Origin of the sequence: Arthrobacter rhizosphaerae, from assembly GCF_023062595.1 — a bacterium.
GTDB lineage: Bacteria > Actinomycetota > Actinomycetes > Actinomycetales > Micrococcaceae > Arthrobacter > Arthrobacter rhizosphaerae.
Map to the genome: position 1 here is coordinate 123,677 of NZ_JALLAN010000004.1, position 18,117 is coordinate 141,793.

The following is an 18,117-nucleotide window of genomic DNA, read 5'->3' on the forward strand; positions in this document are numbered from 1 at the left end:
TGTCTTGGGAAAATCTTCAAAAGTCGCGTCATGACTCCCGTGTTGAGTGCTCTTAACCGGTGTGACCATTCTTCAGCCCGCGGCCGGCATCAGGCCCATGGACCCGTTGGATGTGCTGGCACGCTGGCGCCAGCGCAGCATGGCAGCCGACTGGCGGGTCGAAGCCGACTGGCTTTGCGCTGGAACACGGGCCCTGGCAACCGCTTTTGCCCGGGGATCCTTCGATCCATTACGGCCCTCGTCCTACAACGATCGCTTCAACGGGCAGCCCACGGCCGGACAGCCCGCAGCTGGCCAGCACGCAGCCGGCCAGCACGCAGGAAAAGTCTTCAGCCTCGGTTCGTTTGGCGCAGGCATCAAGACAGCCGATACTGGCTCACTCGAACCCGTACGGCAGCTGGGGGCGGCGAGGGCTTATGACGGCGTTGGGATCGCCGAGGCACTGACCGACGTCGGGGCGCTCTTCTCGGCCCATGACCTTTCCACGCCCATGAACGTGACGGCCGCCTTCGCCGAGGCCTGGGTGGAGGCGTCGTCGCTCCTGAGCGTAGCGATTTCCTGCACCGATCCCGCCAGCGGGCTCTCCACCTGGCCGCATTTCAGGAACCGGCTCTACGAACTTTACGGCGCACACGAGGACGTCAGCCGGCGTTTCCTGCTTGCCGTCCTCAGGCACCCGAGCCATCACGGTGCAGGGCGACGCTGGGAACTCGAAGCCAGGATCGGCCACATCTGTGCCGACAACTTCGCCCGGAGCGGAACAGTTCTGAGTCGTGCGCCCGACGCCGTCATCGTCCTATCGGAGCGGACTCAGGACGCCTTCGGACGAATCAACAGTTGTGCCGCGGAACTGAACATCCTGCTGACCGGGCAGTTCCCGGGAGCGAAGGTGAGGATCGACGTCGAACCCCTTCCTGACGATGTTCAGGATGTAGCCAGGCTCTTGGACAGCCTGCGGCGGTGACCGCGTAAAAGAACTGCTTTGCCTGGCCCGCTGGGGGTGTCAGGCAAGGCCGTACCACCGAGGGAGGTCTCCTGCTAATTGCAGGAGACCTCCCTTTTGCTTTTGCCCGTACTGACTTCCGTGTCCGTACTGCCGGGACCTTTCTTAGCCGGAGGACGCACCGGCTGATCCGGATGCCCAATCCATCAGGGTTGACCGGATAAGGAACCGCTTGCCCTCGGGGGCTTCCACTGAGAACCCGCTGCCTCTGCCAGCCACCACGTCAACTGTCAGATGGGTGTGGCTCCAATAGTTGAACTGTTCCCTGGACATCCAAAATTCAAGGAACTGGGCGTCTTCCTGTTGCACACTGAGGGCTCCGGATCCAGCTGATATATCGAACCGGCCCAGCAGTACGTCAGAATTGCCGGTGTGGAACTCGCCGAGCGGGAAGCACATCGGGGAGGAGCCGTCACAGCAGCCTCCTGATTGGTGGAACATCAAGGGACCGTACTGGATCCACAGCTTGCGCAACAGCTTCACAGCTTCAGGCGTGAGCGCTACCCGGGAGAATTCTTCCCCCGGCATCGTCACCGCCGCCTCCAGCCTGGCCGGCATGTCTAGAAGAAGCCAAGCTTGTTTTCGGAATAGCTGACCAGGAGGTTTTTGGTCTGCTGATAGTGGTCCAGCATCATCGAGTGGTTTTCGCGTCCGATGCCTGAGGACTTGTAACCGCCGAACGCCGCCCCTGCCGGGTAGGCGTGATAATTGTTGACCCAGACCCTGCCGGCCTGGATTTCACGTCCGGCCCGGTACGCAACGTTGCCGTTGCGGGACCAGACCCCGGCGCCAAGCCCGTAGAGAGTGTCATTGGCAATGCCCATGGCGTCGTTGTAGTCGCTGAAGCGTGTCACGGAGACCACTGGACCGAAGATCTCCTCTTGGAAGATCCTCATCTTGTTGTGGCCCTCGAAGATGGTCGGTTGGACGTAGAAGCCGCCGGCCAGGTCGCCTTCCATTTCCACACGGGCGCCGCCGGTGAGCAGCTTCGCCCCCTCCTGCCTGCCAATATCGATGTACGAGAGAATTTTCTCCAGTTGGTCATTGGAAGCCTGGGCGCCGAGCTGCGTTTCAGTGTCGAGCGGGTTGCCCTGGATGATCCTTTCGGTCCGGGCTACGGCGTCAGCCATGAATGACTCGTAGATGTCCTCCTGGACCAACGCACGGGAGGGGCAAGTGCAGACTTCGCCTTGGTTGAAGGCAAACAGAGTGAAACCCTCCTGCGCCTTGTCATAGAACGCATCGTTTGAATCGGCGACGTCGTTGAAGAAGATGTTGGGGCTCTTACCACCGAGCTCCAGAGTTACCGGGATCAGATTTTGACTGGCGTACTGGCTGATGAGCCGGCCAGTAGTGGTCTCCCCCGTGAAGGCGATCTTGCGGATCCGGGAACTCGAGGCCAAGGGCTTACCGGCCTCGACGCCGAAGCCGTTGACCACGTTGAGAACACCGGCCGGCAGGAGGTCCCCGATCAGTTCCACCAGGACCAGGATGGAAGACGGCGTCTGCTCCGCCGGCTTAAGGACGACGGCGTTGCCTGCAGCGAGCGCCGGGGCCAGCTTCCACACGGCCATCAGGATGGGGAAGTTCCAGGGGATAATCTGGCCGACAACGCCAAGAGGCTCATGGAAGTGGTAGGCCGTCGTGTCGTCATCGAGCTGGGAAAGCCCGCCCTCCTGGGCACGGACGGCGCTGGCGAAGTAGCGGAAATGATCGGCTGCCAAGGGAATGTCCGCGTTGAGCGTTTCCCGGATTGGCTTGCCGTTGTCCCACGATTCGGCGACAGCCAGCATCTCAAGGCTGGCATCAATCCGGTCGGCGATTTTGTTCAGGATGGCCGCGCGCTCTGCGACGGATGTCTTGCCCCACGACGGCGCAACCTTGTGTGCAGCGTCAAGTGCGAGTTCGATATCCTCGGCAGTACCGCGGGCGACCTCGCAGAAAGCTTTGCCCGTAACCGGAGTGATGTTTTCGAAGTACTGGCCCTTCACGGGGGCAACCCACTCGCCGCCGATCCAGTTCTCGTAGCGGTCTTTGAAGGTGACCTTGGAACCCTCTGTGCCGGGTTGGGCGTAAACAGTCATTTGCTGGCTCCTTTGCGTGCAACATGATGGCGGCCGTCGCTGCGTTGATGACGGTAACCGTTGCGTTCAGCCTAGGAGCGGGGAGGTTGCAGCAAGGTTGCGATGGCGGAGGCACAGGTTCAGCATCGGTAACCAGAGCGGCTACACCCCGAGTTCGGCGTCCAGTCTTTCCACATCGGCGACGACGGCGGCCCGCTTGGGTGAGCGGGGAGGCAGCAGCTTCAACGCTGCTTTGCGGATCTCAAGATCGTCTCTGGCCTCGGGAAGCCCGGCGTATTTGAGGAGGGCTTCTGCGCTGCCATCACTGAGGACCGCTTCACGCAACAGGAAAGATACCCGGCTACGAAGTGCGATGATGCCGGGAGCTTCGGAGCGCGGCAGAACGGCGCCGCGGTAAATTTCCAACGCGATCCGGTGCGCTCCGCGTTGCAGGCATTTGAGGACCTGGGCGGAGTCCGGTTGAAGGTCCACAAGTAGTTTGTAGGGCCGGGAAGCGGGAACTGCCCCAGGGTTAAGTTGCTCAAGAACCTTGCGCAGGCGCACCATCTCCGCCCGCAAAGTCATGGTGGAGGTGACACCTGGATACAGGAGCGTACCCAGTTCCTCAGCGCTGAGCCCGTCCGGGTGGATGCTGAGCAAAGCCAGGATTTCACTATGGCGTGCTGAAAGGGCCAGGGTAACGCCTTCAATACTGAGCAGGGCCTGATCCCGGCCAAGCAGCTGAAGGCTGTTGCGGTACAGGCTCTTGGAATCCGTAACTACAGCGTTTCCCGATCCGGCAGCAATTGCCGGGCTCCGCCGTCGGGCAGTCACTGTTTTCCGGGAAGCAGCGAGCTGAAGCCGTTCCACCCGCAAGTGGGCCTCCGCCGCCGCTACCGTCGCTACTACCAGCGAAAGCGTATGTGCTGCCACCGCTGCCTCCGTTCCGGTGATGTCCACGACGCCGAGAACCGCCCCGGAATCGGGATCGTGGAAGGGAACTGCCGTGCAGCTCCACGGATGGACCGAGCGCTGGAAATGCTCGGCACCGGAAATCTGAATGCCCCGGTCCAAGGCCAATGCTGTACCCGGCGCGCTGGTGCCGACGGTGGCCTCTGACCAATCCGAACCCGGGACGAACATCATGCCCTCCGCCCGCCGACGCATCTCCCGATCTCCCTCCACCCACAGGAGCCGGCCCACCTCATCGCCAACAGCCACCAGCAGTCCGCTGTCGTGGCTCGGCAGGACCAGGAGCTTGTGGATGACCGGCATGATGGTGGCGAGCGGGTGCTGCCGGCGGTATTCCTCAAGCTCATCGAGGTCCATGGCCAAGGGCGCCTCAGGATTGTCGGGGTTGGCCCTCAACTGCATGGAGCGCTGCCAGGATTCCCGAACCAGGGTGCGGATACCTGGGAAGGGGCCGCCGGGAATCTCGTGGTCATGCAAGGCGGGGACGCCCGCTTTCGCAGGATCAATATGGTCGTGGCTCGCGACAGCGAGCTGTTGACGGGCGGCGTCGGTAGCCGGTCGAACCACATTCTTCATTGAACTCCCCTGGCGAGCACGTCTATCCACTGTAGTTCTTGCCAGTGTGCATGGCCATGGCTCGGCCGGGGAACCAGTATGCGGGCGTCAGCCCTCTGAGCCCCGTGAAATCTCGATCATTTCCTCACGCGGAACCACCTTGACACGCTCACGGATGATGCCGGACCCGGTCTCCCCGGACCAGGTCACCCCGAGTTTCAACTCGTGGGCGTCGAGACGGTTCCAGCCCTCCCAGGTGGTGTACCGGATTCCCCGTTCCTCCAGCAGCCGGATGATGGCCTGCGGATCAGGATTCTTTGCGGGAGGAAGCGTCAGCCGGTCCTCCAACAGGAAGCCGATGGTTTCCAATGCATCGCCCTTGGTATGGCCGATCAGCCCCACCGGTCCCCGCTTGATCCAACCGGTGGTGTAGATCCCTGGTACTGGCTCGCCATACTCGTCAAGTACCCGGCCTCCCTCGTTCGGGATCACACCGTACTTGGCGTCGTACTCGAGTTCGTCCAACGGGGAGCCGTGATAGCCAATGGCACGGTAGACAGCCTGGACCGGGTAGTCGATGAACTCGCCGGTCCCCTTGACATGTCCCGTCCCGTCGAGCTGCATGCGCTCGAACTTGATGCCGGCCACTTTACCGGCACCCTCGCCGCTGTCGCTTCCGTAGATCTCGACAGGGCTGTGCAAAAAGTGCAGGTGCAGGCGGCGCGACGACGGGACGTCCGCCTCGGTGTGCTCCTCCGCCAGCCAGTTGGTCATGGTGTTGACCATCGTCTTGATCTGGTTGTTGCTACGGATGGCTTCCTCGGAGGCTTCATCGAACTCGAAGTCCTCGGGATACAGCACTATGTCCACGTCCTTGGCGTGGCTGAGTTCGCGCAGTTCCAACGGCGTGAATTTCACCTGAGCAGGACCGCGGCGGCCGAACACGTGCACATCAGTGACGGGGGAATTCTTCAGCGCCTGGTACACGTTGTCCGGGATTTCCGTCGTCAGCAGCTCATCCGCGTGCTTGACCAGCATGCGGGCAACGTCCAGGGCCACGTTTCCATTGCCGATGACCGCAATTTCCTTGGCATCCAACGGCCAGTCCCTGGATACGTCCGGATGTCCGTCGTACCAGGACACAAAATCCGCGCCGCCAAATGAGCCCTCCAGTTCGACCCCGGGCACGTCCAGCTCCGCATCCTTGATGGCGCCGGTGGAGAAAATCACGGCGTCATAGAAGGCACGGATGTCGTGAAGGGTCAGATCCCTGCCATAAGTAACGTTGCCGAGGAAGCGGATATCGCCTCGGTCCAGCACCTTGTGCAGGGCATTGACGATTCCCTTGATCCGGGGGTGGTCCGGAGCCACACCGTAACGGATGAGGCCATACGGGGCGGGATGAGCCTCGAACAGATCGATGCTGACCTCGAAATCCCCATCCTTGACCTCATTGGACTTGGTGAGGATGTCCGCCGCGTAGACCCCTGCCGGCCCGGCGCCGATGATCGCGACACGGAGGGGCCGTTTGGGCGTGTTTTCTGCCGAACTGGTCACGGGAGCCCTTCTGAAACTGGAGACTGCACGAGCTCATGCCGCGCACAGTATCCAATTCTAGTAGCCTGTCCGTCAGCCGGCGTTCTGGATGGAGACCACCTGCCCTTCGCGATACAGAAGAGCCCGAAGCTCAGCTTCCGCCGAATCCAGGCGTCTGGGATCTATCGTCTCGCCGTCCGAGAAATGGTCCAACAAACGCGGGTCAACGTAACTCTTTCGCGCAATAGAAGGCGTATTACCAAGAACTGCCGCAGCCTCCCGCATAGCCTGACTGATGGCAGCCTTGCGGGCTGCCACTGATTTTTGCGGTCCACTCCGGGCCAGGCTCACGGCGGCAGCAACAGTTCCACGCAGGGTCCTGAAGTCCTTCGCGGTGAAGTCGGACCCGGTCCGTTCCTTCACATAGGTGTTGATATCGGCGCTGGTTACGGGATGCCACCTCCGGCGTTCCCGGTAGGCCAGGAGACGGGCATTCCCGCCCCGTTTCTTGAGGATGCGCATCAGTGGCGCAAGGTCGGGATCATCGATATCCGATTCCCAGGTCTTCCCGCTCTTGGCAGGAAAGCTGAGCAGTAAAGTGTCCTTCCGCACCTTTACGTGGGCGCAGAGCAGGGTGGCCAATCCGTGGCTGCCATTTTCGTTGGTGTACTTCTCCGACCCCACCCTTAATGATCCGCTATCCAACATCCTGAAAGCCGCTGCCAGGACCCGTTCGCGTGAGAGCCCCTCAGACCGCAGATCCATGGTGACGCGGCGCCGTGCGGAGGGGAGGGACTCGGCAAGCTGCAGGGCGCGGTCAAATTTCACCCGGTCTTTACGTTCGCGCCATTCCGGGTGGTAGATGTATTGGCGTCGGCCAACAGCATCAAGGCCGGTCGCCTGGATGTGCCCATTATCAAAGGGCGAGATCCAGACATCCGTCCAGGCCGGCGGGATCCCGATGCTCTCCAGCCGATCACGGACAGGACCCGGCGGCAACGTGGTGCCATCCAGGTCCCGGTAGCTGAAGCCCTTTCCGGCAGCCACCCTGCGGTAGCCCCGACCCGAGGCGTTGCTCCGCCTGAGCCTCATGGAATGCTTTCCTGCCCATGCATCATGATCACAATGGTAAGCCTACTGACTAACTCCGAGACCAGGGCAGTTTGAACAGGGTTCTTTTCTCTCTGGGCGGAATACTGGCAGCAGCTGTGATGTTCTTGACTTTGTGCCTACACCTCACGGATCCTCCTCTGCCAGTGTTGCCAGTTCTGACCCCGTGGCGGGCCCTTCAATGAAAACTGGACCTTCCATGGAATCCCATTCCGGAGCCCCCTTGGCCACTCCGGCTGGACAAAAGCCTGGCCTGAAGGCAGTGGATAAGGACACGACGGCGGGGATCCTCTTCGGGATTGGCGCCTACGGCCTGTGGGGGCTGCTTCCCATCTACTTCTTCGTGCTGCAACCGGCCGGAGCTGTGGAGATTGTGGCCAACCGGGTGGTGTGGTCGCTCATATTTTGCGCACTCTTGATTACGGTCACCCGTTCCTGGCATGTGCTTGTGGGCGCTTTCAAGGACCGCTCAGTTTTTGGAACGCTTGCCATTGCGGCAGGGCTCATCGCCGTGAACTGGCTGACCTACACCTTCGGAGTAACCACCGGCCAGGCAGTGGAGGCATCCCTGGGCTACTTCATCAACCCGATCGTCTCGGTCCTGCTGGGCGTGTTTGTCCTGAAGGAAACACTGCGTCCCATGCAGTGGGCCGCCGTCGGAATCGGTTTTGTCGCGGTAGTTGTTCTGACGATTTCCTACGGCAAGCTGCCCTGGATCGCCCTCACGCTGGCCGTCAGTTTCGGTTTGTACGGCTTCGTGAAAAAGCGCGTGGGCCCGAAGGCGGACGCCATCACCAGCCTCACCGTGGAGACCATTGTGCTGGCACCGCTCGCGGCAGCCACCATGGTTTTCCTTGCCTTCACAAACACCGCCACCCTGACCAATAACGGGGCTACCCACTTCTGGCTGCTGCTGTCCTCCGGCATCATCACAGCTGTTCCCCTGGTGTTCTTCGGCGCCTCCGCCAGACGGCTGCCCATGACCAGCATCGGCCTGCTGCAGTACTTCGCTCCGGTCCTCCAGTTCGTCATAGCCCTGGTGGTGTTCCAGGAGGCCATGACCACGGGACGGTGGATCGGCTTCGGCGTGGTCTGGCTTGCGCTCCTGATACTCACAGTGGACATGCTGATTCATGCCCGGAAGAACTCGGCCGCGCGGAAGCTGGCCCGCCCCTAGGAAAACAAGCGCGAACTGGCAGCTGATGCCCTCAACATCGTGATTTGAGGGCACCTGCTGCCAGCTCGCGCTCGTGGTGCGTTGGTGCTGTGCAGGAAGGACTCTTAGGCGTGCGCCTTGATTGCGGACGCCAATACGGAGAGGCCATCGAGCAGCAGCTCGTCGGTGATGACCAGGGGCGGCAGCAGGCGGATCACATTGCCGTAGGTCCCACAAGTGAGGATGATGACGCCTTCCTTGAGGCAGGCTCCGGCCACGGCCTTGGTGAGCTCCGCGTTCGGTTCCTTCGAGCCGGCCTGCACCAGTTCGATGGCGAGCATGGCGCCGCGGCCACGGACATCACCGATCACGGAGACTTCCTGGGCGAGCTCGCGCAGCTTGCCCGTGGCGAGCTCTTCGATGTGCTTGGCCCGGGCGTTGAGGTCATACTCCTCCATGGAGCCGATCGACGCGAGAGCCGCGGCGCACGCTACCGGGTTGCCGCCGTAGGTGCCGCCCAGACCGCCCGGGTGGACGGCGTCGAGCAGGTCAGCGCGGCCGGTGATGGCCGAGAGCGGCATCCCCCCGGCGATGCCTTTGGCCATGGTGATGATGTCCGGAACAACACCCTCGTGATTAACCGCGAACCATTCACCCGTGCGGCAGAAGCCGGACTGGACCTCGTCGGCAATGAACACAATGCCGTTGTCCTTGGCCCACGCAGCGAGCGCCGGCAGGAAGCCGTCGGCCGGGACAATAAAGCCGCCTTCGCCCTGGATCGGCTCGATGATGATCGCAGCAACCTGGTCGCCGCCGATCTGCTTCTCGATCATCGTGATGGCGCGCTTGGCGGCCTCGGCACCGGTGATCGAGGGGTTCTCCTCGCGGAAGGGGTAGCTCATGGGCATGCGGTAGACCTCGGGCGCGAACGGGCCGAAGTTGGTTTTGTACGGCATTGCCTTCGCCGTCAGTGCCATGGTCAGGTTGGTGCGGCCGTGGTAGGCGTGGTCAAAGGCGACGACGGCGTCCCGGCCGGTGGCCAGGCGAGCCACCTTGACGGCGTTTTCCACTGCTTCGGCACCGGAGTTGAACAGGACCGTGCGCTTCTCGTGGTCGCCAGGGGTGAGCCGGTTGAGCTGCTCGGCGACCGCCACGTAGCCCTCGTACGGGGTGACCATAAAACATGTGTGGGTGAAGTGCTCCACGGCTTCCTTCACGGCACCGACGACGGCGGGATCGGAGGCCCCGACGCTTGTCACTGCGATGCCTGAGCCAAGATCGATGAAGGAGTTTCCGTCGACGTCGTGGATGATCCCGCCGTCGGCGTCCGCTACGTAAACAGGGACGGCGGAGGCGACGCCGGCAGCGACCACTGCCTTGCGGCGTTCGGTCAGTGCTACGGACTTGGGGCCGGGGAAGTCAGCCTGGACGCGGCGCTTCTGCTCGAGGCGGTAGGTGATTTCACTTGCTGTGGCGGTCATGGAGAAGCCTTTCTTCATTGCGTTGGGGGCTCACGCCGGGAGGGTAACTGGCCGAAGCGGAGCGAGGTTAGGGGGTCGGCAGTTGGGGCCGGTGGGGACTAGGCGTCTGAGCTATGCATCAAGTGCAGACATCACGTGCTTGATGCGCGTGTAGTCCTCGACGCCGTACATGGACAGGTCCTTGCCGTAACCGGATTGCTTGAAGCCTCCGTGCGGCATTTCGGCGGTGAGCAGGATGTGCGTGTTGATCCAGACGGCACCGAAGTCGAGGTCACGGCTGACGCGCATGGCCGTGCCGTGATCGCTGGTCCAGACGCTTGACGCGAGGGCGTATTCGACGTCGTTGGCCAGGGTGACTGCCTCTTCCTCGCTGCTGAACTTCTGGACAGTGATGATGGGGCCGAAGGTTTCCTGCTGCACCACACTGTCTGTCTGCTTGGCGCCCGTGATGATGGTGGGCTCGAAGAAGAAACCCTTGTCTCCTGCCCGTTTGCCACCGATTTCAATCCGGCAGTTCTCGGGGAGGGACTCCACCACGGCGCTGACAGCCTTGAAGTGGTTGATGTTGTTCAGCGGGCCGAAGTAATTGTCCTCATCGTTCTGCGAGCCGGTGTGCAGGGTCTTGGTGTGGTCTACCATGGCGGCCACGACGTCGTCGTGAACTGAGTCCTCCACCAGTACGCGGGTGATCGCGGTGCAGTCCTGGCCTGCGTTGAAGAAGGCGAACTCAGCGATGGCGGCAGCGCTCTTCTTGATATCAGCGTCCTTGAAGACGATGGCAGGTGCTTTGCCGCCCAGCTCCAGGTGTGCACGCTTGAGGCCCTTGGCAGCTCCGGAAGCCACAGCTATACCCGCCCTGACTGAGCCGGTAATGGACACGAGCCCCGGGACCTTGTGCTCCACCATCATCGAGCCGGTCTCACCGGTGCCAAGTATCACGTTGAGCACACCGGCGGGAAGGATATCCGCTGCCAGCTTGGCAAGGACCAGCGTGGATTCCGGGGTAGTGTCCGACGGCTTCAACACAACAGTGTTGCCGGCGGCGAGGGCGGGACCGATCTTCCAGATGGCCATGAGGAACGGGTAGTTCCAGGGAGCTACCTGAGCCACAACGCCGATCGGCTCGCGGCGGACAAAGGAGGTGTGTCCTTCGAAGTACTCACCGGCGGACTTGCCCTCCAGGATGCGTGCGGCACCGGCAAAGAACCGCATCTGGTCTGCTCCGGCAGCAACTTCTTCCGAGGCGATCAGGGAGCGGACCTGCCCGGTGTTCCGGTGCTGGGCTTCGACGATCTCGTCGCTGTTGGCTTCGATGGCGTCAGCAAGCTTGAGCAGCATCAACTGGCGCTGCCCCGGCGTGGTGTGCTTCCAGCTCTTGAAGGCATCGGCGGCAGCAGTCATGGCGGCGTCCACGTCAGCCTGGCCGGAAACCGGAGATTTGGCCACGACGTCACCGTTGGTCGGATTCACAATGTCCAGCATCGCCGTGCCGTACGGCGTGACGAACTCGCCGTTGATGAAGTTCTGCAAGGTTTGAACCACGGTGTGCAACCTCTTTCGTACTGACTCAGGCAAAGAGCCTTTATGTGATGCGGAGCATAGGAGCATGCTTCCGGTGCGGCTGCAACGAGCCTATGCCTTGCCCTCATGACTGGGAATAGCCACCTGCACACCGTTGACGGAATCCTTTAGTGCGATGACACAGCACAGGGCTATTCTTTACGCATGGCAATCTCACTCGCGGCCCTGCTGGGGGTGCAGGCTCTGAAACTCCGCAAATCCGGGCTGGCGGAGACCACCTGGCATCAGGACATCCATTGGGTGGCCGTCACTGAACAAGAGGACCCGCAGCGGTTCCTCAACGGCGGAGAACTCGTGCTCACCACGGGCATGCGACTGCGCACGGCTCCGGAGCAGCGCCGCTTCGTCCGCCAGGTACAACGCGCCGGGGCTGTGGGGATCGGCTTCGGAACGGGGCTGACGCATGAGGAAGTCCCGCCCGCGCTCATCGCCGAAGCAAACCGCTGGGGACTTCCGGTGGTAGAAGTGCCTTACGAGACGCCCTTCATCGCCATCGGCAAACTGGTGGCCGATGCGCAGTCGGCCGACCACTACGCCAAACTCGAGCGGCTCATCGCCGGCCATCAGATCCTGGCCCGCGCCCTGCTGACGGGCGGCGGGCTTTCGGAGCTTCTGCGGCATCTTGGTTCCATGCTCCGCACTGACATCATCCTGACCCAGTTCACCGCACAGCTCTACAACAGTGCGGCCGGAAACCCTTCCCCTACCGCGGACGGTTGGGCGTCCTACCCCATCCCCACGGGACGCCGGGATGCCTGCACCCTGTGGGTCAGAAAGCCTTTCGAGGATTCGGGGATCGTTAACTACGCCCAAAACCTCATCAGCGTCGAGCTGAACAACATGATGAAGCAGCGCCAGTCCCAGCGGGCGTTGTCAGGGCAGGTCCTTGAGGACGTTATCCACGGGACACTGGAACCCAGTGAAGCCTCCCGGCGGCTGGCCGGCATTGGGGTCAACAGCACACGCAAGAACGTGGTCCTGCTGGCCGAATCCGCGGCGCACCAGAAACAACTCGTCAGCTCCTCACTTCCGCCGGAGCTGGAGCTGGGGGTGACTGCCGTCGTCGGCAAGGACCTTATTACTGTCGTCCTCGACGATGGCAGCGGTTCCGGCGCGCTCGCCAAGCGACTCAGCGATCACCTCGCCGAGGCAGGCATCCACGCCACGATAGGAATCGGCGGCGCCTACACCAAGCCGAATGGGCTCCGCTGGAGCTACTTCGAGGCACGTGACGCTGCCAGCCGCGGCCTGCCCGTCAACGAACCGGAACGGCTTAGCCTGACATCACTGCTGCTGGCCAGCGAAGACGTACCCCTTGCGGACATGGCCAACGAGTCCCTCAATCCGCTGCGGACGTTCGATGCCACTCATGGTGCCGAACTGATGATCACCCTGGAGAGCTATCTCGGCAACAACGGGTCGGTTGCCGCCGTGGCCGAAGCCCTGACCCTGCACCGTAATACAGTGCGGTACCGTCTGGCGCAGATCACTGAAATGACCGGATACGATCCCTCGATTACGGCGGACCGCGTGCAACTCTGGCTCGCGCTGGCGGTCTCTCGCCTGGGAGCGCGCCACGCAGGACGATAGCTCCTCGAACCGTTGGATCAGGGGTAATGCCGCGCCTTCCAAAAAGGTGCCGCATATGGAATATGTCGCTTCAGTGACAGCCCTTTAGGAGTCATTCCTGGTTCTAGAAACCGGGTTGTACGCTTTAGCCCGGCATCGACCGCGGCTTCCATGAGCAGGAATCCGTCCCGGCAACGCGGAGGTGACACCTGAGGGAGAAGCCTTGCCGGAAACGTGGTCCACCAGCACACTGATTGCCGCCGGGCGGCGTCAAACCGGCCCCCTGTTCACCCTTTCCATGCTGGCCGTGGCCGGCTGGGTCGTCTGCATAACGCTTGGCGCAATTGTCAGGCCCGAACCTGAAGTCCACCGGACAGCCCTCGTGTTCCATCTGGCCGCCATGGTGGTCTCCTTGAGCGGTGTCCTGGCAGTGGACATCAGAGGATTCTTGTGGATGGCCGGTGTCCGCCCGGTCCATGCCGCCCTTCGGATGGAGAGCTTCGTAACACCGTTGATATGGGGCGGGCTGTTGGTCCTGATGGTGTCCGGCATCTTCCTTGAGCCCAGCCTGGACACAATCCCAACACTGGCAAAACTCGTCGCCGTGCTTGGGCTGATTTTGAACGGCATCTGGCTGGTTCCCTTCAAGGAACGGCTAAGGGCCATGGGCAGGGATGCTCCATTCCTGGCGTTCACCCCATGGTTCCGTCAACAACTGCTTCTACGGTTCGCTGCGTCGCAACTCTGCTGGTGGACTGCAGTCATGGTTGGATTCGTCTCCGCCGCGAAGCACTAGCGGGCTGCCGCGACGAGCCCGCACATTGCGGCAGTACTTGGGATTGTGACTCAAGCCACGTCGCTGCAGAGGACTTTGGGATATTCTCGAGTGGCGTATCCAGGTGTCCCCGGCACCAGGGCGGGGGCTAGGCGCATTGTGGCGGCCCCGCCGCCCCGGCTGGTTTTTCGCAGATGCGGGCCGGGACCCCGACCCGGCAGACATCAAAGGATACGACGAGCATGGGCAGACGACGTGCCGCCACCAGACCCAGCTACCCGCGTTGGCTGTTGACCGTTGCCATAACCGCGGCCGCCGTGCTGGGCCTGATCGGCGGGGCAATGCTGTTGCCGACGCTGCTGGGACCGGGCGGGTCCGCATCCTCCCAGGGTGGGGCCGCTGTGGGCGGCACTCCAACCCCTCAAGCAGCCCTGCCTGTAGACCAGCCCGCCGCTGCCTCCGGGAACGGTCCATGCATTTCCCTCAACGTGCTGGCGTCACTGGAGAACGCCGATATGGTGCGGTCCCTCGCCTCGGAGTACATGGCCAAACCCCGAAGCGTGGACGGACTTTGTGTGACCGTGAATGTCAGCCAGGAGAAGTCCGGCGTGGCAGCCGTGAAGAGGGCAAGCCAGTTCGCAACCACTCCCGTCGCAGAACGTCCCACCGTTTGGCTGCCCGATTCCACGGCCTGGCTGCAGGTGGCTAAGGACAAGGCGGGAGAGGCAGGAAACGGTTTTGAAACTGCCGGCACCAGCGTCGCACGGAGTGGGATCGTGCTGGCCATGCCGGCCTCCATGGCAAAGGCGGTCGGATGGGACGCCAAGGCTCCCAGTTGGGCCGACGTTTTCAAAGCGGCAGAAGATCGCAATCTCTGGAAGCGGCTCAACCATCCCGATTGGGGGGAATTCAAGTTCGGCAAGGCCAGCCCCACCGTTTCCACCTCAGGCCTGATGGGGCTGGTCGCCTCCTATGGAATCGCTGGAAACAATCTGGAGGCCCTGGACGCGTCCCGGCTGAAGGATAGCGCTGTCATCGCCAAGGTGAAGGCAGGCGAGCTCAGCACGAGCCACTACATGGCCACCCCCGAGCATTTCCTCTGGCATGCCCGCCAGGCGGATGACGCCGGCAAAGTCTCGGAATTCCTGTCGGCAGTGATCGTTGATGAGAAATCCGTTTGGGACTACAACCGGGGTATTTCCAGCAACGACGGCGTAACCAAGCAGGCGGGTCTGGCACCTAAAGAACCCCTTCTGGCGATCTACCCGAGCGAAGGCGTCCTCGTGGCGGACAGTCCAGCCGTGGTCCTGGAGGGCAGCTGGATCAGTGCGCAACAGCGTCTCGCCGCAGTAAGCTTCATCGCCTACGCCGGTACTGAGCAGGGCCAGAACGTGGTGAAGACCACCGGGTACCGGAATATCCAGGACAAAGTGGAGGACGTGGTAGCGACGACGGGACGTTATGCGGCCTCGCTTAAAGAGATCCCGCTGCCCTCCGATGAAGTCCTGACGGTTGTACAAAAGAGCTTCCCCGACGTTCGCAAGAGGGCGCGGGCACTTTTCCTGCTCGACGTCTCCGGCTCCATGGGACAGGAAATCGTTCCAGGTGTGTCCCGGCTGCAGGGCGCAAAGGACGCCGTAACAAAAGCCATGGAGCATTTCACCGGGGATGACCAAGTGGGGATGGCCGCCTTTTCCCATCTGGAGGGCGGAAAGCTTTCTCCTGGACTGGTGAGTCCTGTGGCCCCGCTCAAAACAAACAAGGCTGATCTGCTGGCGGAGTTGAACGCGTTGCACCCGGTCGCCTATACGCCTCTCTTCGAAGCTGTGGGCACGTTTGCCGCGCAACAAGCTGAGGCTTATGACAGCTCTTCTATTAACACCATCGTCCTGCTCAGCGACGGCAAGAATGACACCCCGCATGCCGGAACCCTCGCTGCCCTGACAGAACAGCTCCATGACCAGCACCACACCACCCCCGTACTGGTCTTCACCCTCGCCTACGGGGCCGACGCCGACACGGCTTCCCTGCGGGCAATCGCCAAGGCCAGCGGAGCGCATTTCTACGACGCGAGTGATCCAAACCGGCTGGAAGCAGTGCTGGGCGATCTGGTGACCAGCTTCTAAATTCCGCAAGTTCGGAGCGATCTGCGCCACTTAAGTTCCTGTCGCAAACGTCTAACGTCTAACCTTTGGTAATGGCTAGTACGACGACGGCGTCCCTGCGGACGGCTGCACCGCTCAAGAACGGCGCAGCAGCAGATCCGGCAGTGGACCCACAAGCAGACGGCACCCCGTCAACCGGTGCGGCAACGAACACCGTTGCCGCCGACGTTTCAGGCGTCCCTTCAAAGCCCCGCTCGGTGCTGATTCTGGGCGTCATCGCCGTTGTGCTGATCGGGCTGAATTTGCGGGCAGGCATCACGGGAGCTTCGGCCTTGTTCCATGATCTGCAGCAGGTACTGGGCTACGGATCTTTCGTTGCCGCAGTGATCCCGTCGATCCCTACCCTTTGCTTCGCCGTCGCGGGCGCCGCCACATCGTGGCTGAGCCGCCGGCTGGGCGTCGAAAAATCAATTCTGCTGGCCTTGGGAATGCTGACGGCCGGACTCCTGCTGCGGGGCATCCCCTCCACCGGAATGCTGCTCGCGGGAACGGTGGCGGCAATGTCCGGCTTAGCGGTCTGCAACGTGGCGATGCCCTCCTTCATCCGCGAGCATTATGCGCACCGGACATCACTGATGACCGGCCTTTACACCGTCACCATGACCACCGGAGCCACCCTCTCCTCCGTACTGATCGTCCCCCTGGCTCATCAGCTCGGCTCACCGTCCCTGGGAGTAGGGGCAATTGGCCTGCTCTCCGCCGCAGCTTTCCTGGGATTCCTGCCGGTTGCCCTCCGTGCGCACCGGATGACAAAGGTGGCGACGCCACTGCACTTCTCGCCTTGGCAGATGCTTCGAACCCGCAAAGGCCGGCTCATCACAGCGGTCTTCACACTGCAGGCACTCCTCGCCTACGCCATCCTGAGCTGGTTCCCGTACATGCTCACCACGGTGGGCCTCTCCGCAGCGGACAGCGGACTGATGTTCGGGCTGATGCAGCTGGTTTCCGTCCCTTCAGGCATGGTGCTCATTGCCATCGGCTCCCGTCCGCGGATGCTGCGGCCCGCTTTTTACCTCGCCACCGCAGCCATGGTCCTGGGGGTTGGTGCGCTCCTGCTGCTCCCCGCATCCCTTGCCGCCATCCCGGCAGCAGTACTGGGCTTCGGGCTTGGAATTTTCCCGCTGGTCATGGTGATGATCAGCCGCAGCGGGCGGACGACGGCGGAAACCACGGCGATCTCCACCTTGGCCCAGTCGGTGGGGTACCTGCTGGCTACGGCAGGACCGTTCGGGATGGGGCTGCTGCACAGCGCCACCGGAAGCTGGAGCCTGCCCCTGGCACTCTTGCTCGCCGTGGCCCTGGTACAGATGGTGGTGGCCCATCAGCTCACCAGTGAACGGACCGAAAAGAAGATCCCGGTGGCCAAGCCATGAGCCTCACTGCCTCTTCGCGGCCGGCACTTGCTGAGGAAGTTACTGCCAAGCTGCGGCAAATGATCCAGTCAGGGGAATGGCCCCTGCAGGAACGGATCCCTGCCGAACCGGAGTTGATGGCTGCGCTTGGCGTCTCCCGCGGCACCTTGCGAGAAGCCATCAAATCGTTGGCGCACAGCGGAATGCTGGAGGTCCGGCGGGGCGACGGAACCTACGTCCGGGCCACGAGCGAGCTCTCCGGAGCTGCGCGGCGGATGTATAAGGACCACACCGAGGAGCACATCCTCGAGGTGCGGGTGGGATTGGATACCCAGGCGGCACGGCTTGCCGCCCGCAACGCCACGGAGGCGGACATCACCTCGATGCGGACGCTCCTGGCCGTAAGGCAGACCGCCTGGACTGCAGGAGACTATGCAACATGGGCGCGGGCAGACTGGGAGTTCCATGAGGCAGTTGCCCAGGCATCCGGGAATCCCCTGCTCCATGAGCTCTACACCAGTTTCGGCGGGGTCTTCCACAGCGATCTTGTGCGCCAGCAACTCCGCCCCGGTTTCGAAGGCCTTCCTGTTGCGGGTCACGGCGAGCTCCTGGACGCCATCGAAGCGCACGACGAGACTGCCGCCGTCGAAAGCGTTCAACGCAACCTGAACTCCTGCGCTGAGTGGCTGCGGGAGTGGCTGCCGCAGTAGCCCCCTGAACTTCCCTCAAAAATGTCAGTAGGCTTACTGTTTCAGGGTTATCTTTGCAATGAACCCTGAATGCAGCTTTGCCCGCCGAC

General features: G+C 62.2%; 14 protein-coding genes. 7 read left to right on the top strand and 7 right to left on the bottom strand.

Annotation, left to right across the window (positions count from 1 at the left end):
• Positions 1-61 precede the first annotated feature (61 nt).
• Positions 62-964, top strand: a complete 903-nt coding sequence (locus tag MU551_RS07240; protein ID WP_247042027.1) for a hypothetical protein — start codon at positions 62-64, stop codon at positions 962-964.
• A gap of 144 nt (positions 965-1,108) precedes the next feature.
• Here the strand turns inward: MU551_RS07240 and MU551_RS07245 are convergent, their stop codons facing one another.
• The 5 genes from MU551_RS07245 to MU551_RS07265 all read right to left on the bottom strand — a co-directional run bounded on the left by MU551_RS07245 (position 1,109) and on the right by MU551_RS07265 (position 7,221).
• Positions 1,109-1,531: a DUF779 domain-containing protein gene (locus MU551_RS07245; protein ID WP_372489815.1), complete on the bottom strand. Its 423-nt coding sequence runs from the start codon at positions 1,529-1,531 to the stop codon at positions 1,109-1,111.
• Positions 1,532-1,563: 32 nt separating this feature from the next.
• Entirely contained in the window at positions 1,564-3,087 is a 1,524-nt protein-coding gene (exaC, locus tag MU551_RS07250) for an acetaldehyde dehydrogenase ExaC (RefSeq protein ID WP_247042031.1), read from the bottom strand.
• A gap of 141 nt (positions 3,088-3,228) precedes the next feature.
• On the bottom strand, positions 3,229-4,614 hold the full coding sequence (locus MU551_RS07255; protein WP_247042033.1) for a helix-turn-helix domain-containing protein: 1,386 nt from the start codon (positions 4,612-4,614) through the stop codon (positions 3,229-3,231).
• Between the two features lie 87 nt (positions 4,615-4,701).
• Positions 4,702-6,150 (bottom strand): FAD-dependent oxidoreductase, encoded by a 1,449-nt coding sequence (locus MU551_RS07260; protein WP_247042035.1) that lies wholly within the window; start codon positions 6,148-6,150, stop codon positions 4,702-4,704.
• 72 nt (positions 6,151-6,222) lie between these two features.
• Positions 6,223-7,221: a DNA topoisomerase IB gene (locus tag MU551_RS07265; RefSeq protein WP_247042037.1), complete on the bottom strand. Its 999-nt coding sequence runs from the start codon at positions 7,219-7,221 to the stop codon at positions 6,223-6,225.
• 217 nt (positions 7,222-7,438) lie between these two features.
• Between MU551_RS07265 and rarD the strand changes: the two genes are divergently transcribed.
• On the top strand, positions 7,439-8,416 hold the full coding sequence (gene rarD / locus MU551_RS07270) for an EamA family transporter RarD (protein ID WP_247042039.1): 978 nt from the start codon (positions 7,439-7,441) through the stop codon (positions 8,414-8,416).
• Positions 8,417-8,520: 104 nt separating this feature from the next.
• Here the strand turns inward: rarD and gabT are convergent, their stop codons facing one another.
• Both gabT and MU551_RS07280 read right to left on the bottom strand, forming a co-directional pair.
• Complete coding sequence (gene gabT / locus MU551_RS07275) at positions 8,521-9,876, bottom strand: 4-aminobutyrate--2-oxoglutarate transaminase (RefSeq protein WP_247042040.1); 1,356 nt, start codon at positions 9,874-9,876, stop codon at positions 8,521-8,523.
• Between the two features lie 111 nt (positions 9,877-9,987).
• The gene (locus MU551_RS07280) at positions 9,988-11,418 is read right to left on the bottom strand and encodes an aminobutyraldehyde dehydrogenase (RefSeq protein ID WP_247042042.1); all 1,431 of its coding nucleotides are present in this window, start codon (positions 11,416-11,418) and stop codon (positions 9,988-9,990) included.
• Between the two features lie 183 nt (positions 11,419-11,601).
• Here MU551_RS07280 and MU551_RS07285 point away from each other — a divergent pair, with 183 nt between their 5' ends.
• The 5 genes from MU551_RS07285 to MU551_RS07305 all read left to right on the top strand — a co-directional run bounded on the left by MU551_RS07285 (position 11,602) and on the right by MU551_RS07305 (position 18,028).
• Positions 11,602-13,047, top strand: a complete 1,446-nt coding sequence (locus MU551_RS07285; RefSeq protein ID WP_247042044.1) for a PucR family transcriptional regulator — start codon at positions 11,602-11,604, stop codon at positions 13,045-13,047.
• A gap of 202 nt (positions 13,048-13,249) precedes the next feature.
• Positions 13,250-13,822 carry a hypothetical protein gene (locus MU551_RS07290; protein WP_247042046.1) on the top strand — a complete coding sequence of 191 codons (573 nt, stop codon included), beginning with the start codon at positions 13,250-13,252 and terminating at the stop codon, positions 13,820-13,822.
• 221 nt (positions 13,823-14,043) lie between these two features.
• Positions 14,044-15,927 carry a vWA domain-containing protein gene (locus MU551_RS07295; protein ID WP_247042048.1) on the top strand — a complete coding sequence of 628 codons (1,884 nt, stop codon included), beginning with the start codon at positions 14,044-14,046 and terminating at the stop codon, positions 15,925-15,927.
• A gap of 71 nt (positions 15,928-15,998) precedes the next feature.
• Positions 15,999-17,339, top strand: coding sequence for an MFS transporter (locus MU551_RS07300; RefSeq protein WP_247042051.1), 1,341 nt, complete (start codon positions 15,999-16,001; stop codon positions 17,337-17,339).
• Positions 17,336-18,028: a FadR/GntR family transcriptional regulator gene (locus MU551_RS07305; RefSeq protein WP_247042052.1), complete on the top strand. Its 693-nt coding sequence runs from the start codon at positions 17,336-17,338 to the stop codon at positions 18,026-18,028. Before MU551_RS07300 ends, MU551_RS07305 begins: the two co-directional genes overlap by 4 nt.
• Positions 18,029-18,117 lie beyond the last annotated feature (89 nt).

Excerpts from the sequence above, each read along its gene's own strand:
- exaC (WP_247042031.1), bottom strand. The coding sequence starts at position 3,087 with ATGACTGTTTACGCCCAACCCGGCACAGAGGGTTCCAAGGTCACCTTC.
- MU551_RS07300 (WP_247042051.1), top strand. The coding sequence starts at position 15,999 with ATGGCTAGTACGACGACGGCGTCCCTGCGGACGGCTGCACCGCTCAAG.
- MU551_RS07245 (WP_372489815.1), bottom strand. The coding sequence starts at position 1,531 with ATGCCGGGGGAAGAATTCTCCCGGGTAGCGCTCACGCCTGAAGCTGTG.
- gabT (WP_247042040.1), bottom strand. The coding sequence starts at position 9,876 with ATGACCGCCACAGCAAGTGAAATCACCTACCGCCTCGAGCAGAAGCGC.
- MU551_RS07255 (WP_247042033.1), bottom strand. The coding sequence starts at position 4,614 with ATGAAGAATGTGGTTCGACCGGCTACCGACGCCGCCCGTCAACAGCTC.
- MU551_RS07295 (WP_247042048.1), top strand. The coding sequence starts at position 14,044 with ATGGGCAGACGACGTGCCGCCACCAGACCCAGCTACCCGCGTTGGCTG.
- MU551_RS07265 (WP_247042037.1), bottom strand. The coding sequence starts at position 7,221 with ATGAGGCTCAGGCGGAGCAACGCCTCGGGTCGGGGCTACCGCAGGGTG.
- MU551_RS07305 (WP_247042052.1), top strand. The coding sequence starts at position 17,336 with ATGAGCCTCACTGCCTCTTCGCGGCCGGCACTTGCTGAGGAAGTTACT.
- MU551_RS07285 (WP_247042044.1), top strand. The coding sequence starts at position 11,602 with ATGGCAATCTCACTCGCGGCCCTGCTGGGGGTGCAGGCTCTGAAACTC.
- rarD (WP_247042039.1), top strand. The coding sequence starts at position 7,439 with ATGGAATCCCATTCCGGAGCCCCCTTGGCCACTCCGGCTGGACAAAAG.